Genomic DNA, 1728 nt, shown 5'->3' on the forward strand with positions numbered 1-1728 from the left:
ATTATTGATTGTTTTTTAAATGAAACTAAAAGATTGGGGATTGATATTCTAATGAACCATTCCGTTCAGGAAGTTGCAAAAGAAAATGAGTTTTGGAAGGTTGACACTACTCAAGGAACTTTTCAAGCCAATCACCTGGTCATCGCCACCGGGAGTAATCCCAAAATCTGGAAACTGCTTGAAGGATTGGGACACACCATCGTCCCGCCGGTACCATCGTTGTTTACATTCAATATTAAAGACAAACGCATTGTTGAATTGCCCGGCGTTTCCACTCAAGCCTCAGTAAAAGTTTTAGGAGCGGGATTGGAAAGTGAAGGGCCATTACTCATTACCCACTGGGGGTTGAGCGGTCCGGCAATTTTAAAACTTTCCGCTTGGGGAGCAAGGGAATTAAACGCACTCGATTATAAATTCACACTGCAAGTCAATTGGCTGGAGTACCTGAGTTTTGACGAAACTTTGGAACAATTAAAGGAAATTAAAAACGACAATGCCAAACAGTTGGTCACAAAATACCCACAGTTTGGATTGCCCAAACGCCTTTGGCAAAGCCTTGTCAAAGCAACCGGAATAGATTTAGAAACTAAATGGGCTGAAATCAATAAAAATCAGTTGCAAAATCTGGCCAACCAACTCACCCAATGCCAATTTGAAGTGAACGGTAAAAGCACGTTTAAAGAAGAATTTGTCACATCCGGCGGTGTAGAATTAAAAGAAATCAACTTTAAGACGTTTGAAAGCAAAGTCCATAAAAACCTATACCTGGCAGGCGAAGTCCTCAACATTGACGCCATCACCGGAGGCTTTAATTTTCAGAATTGCTGGACGAGTGGGTTTTTGGTGGCGCGGGCTATTTCAGAATAATATCTGCGAGAATCTGCGAAATCTGCGGGAGTAATTTGGAATTTGGATTTCATCTTAGGAGTATGCATGATTGGGAGACAAGGTGAAAGGGTGACAAGGAGCTTTTAATATTTAATTTCTTTCTTTGTGAAACTTTGTGACTTCGTGCCTTTGTGGCGAAAAAGTGTTTAGTGATCAGTAGCAGTGTTCAGTTTCGGAATGTTTAAAATTAAAACAAGAATAATGTATCTTTGCCCCGCTATGACCGAACACGATTTTCATTCAAAACCATACCACGACACCCTTGAAAAAGGTCAGGTAAGCTGGCAGTCACCCAGCAATATTGCCCTGGTTAAATACTGGGGAAAGTATGGCGCACAATTGCCCAAGAATACTTCCATCAGCTTTACACTTTCTAATTGCTTCACAAAAACAACCTTGTTTTATGAGAAAAACTCCTCTTCGCCCATAGGCGAAAGGCCGGGAGGGGACTATGAATTTGAAGTTTATTTAGACGGAAAAAGAGAAGAAGGTTTTGAGCCTAAGATTTTAAAATTCTTTCAGCGAATAGAAAATTATATTCCCTTTTTAAAAGATTACCGTTACCGACTGGAGACCACAAATAGTTTTCCACACAGTAGCGGAATCGCTTCTTCTGCCAGCGGGATGAGTGCATTAGCATTGTGTTTGATAGATATGGAACAAAAATTTAACCCTGATATTCCCAAAGAATATTTCAGACAAAAAGCCTCATTTCTGGCACGACTTGGCTCCGGGAGTGCCTGTCGCAGCATCGAAGGCCCGCTGATTGTATGGGGAGATCATCCCGAAATTCCCGGAAGCAGTCATCTTTTCGGAACAAAATATCCTTTTGAAGTGCAT

1 protein-coding gene and 1 pseudogene are annotated in these 1728 nt (G+C 41.2%); both read left to right on the forward strand.

The window, feature by feature from the left end; genetic code table 11:
- Positions 1–867: aminoacetone oxidase family FAD-binding enzyme (locus tag AC6F75_RS13220; protein ID WP_500715561.1), on the forward strand; the 867-nt coding region annotated here is incomplete at its 5' end.
- A 222-nt stretch (positions 868–1089) separates the two neighbouring features.
- A pseudogene (locus AC6F75_RS13225) lies at positions 1090–1728 on the forward strand (diphosphomevalonate decarboxylase); the annotation flags it as partial.

It is taken from the genome of Planktosalinus sp. (assembly GCF_059864935.1).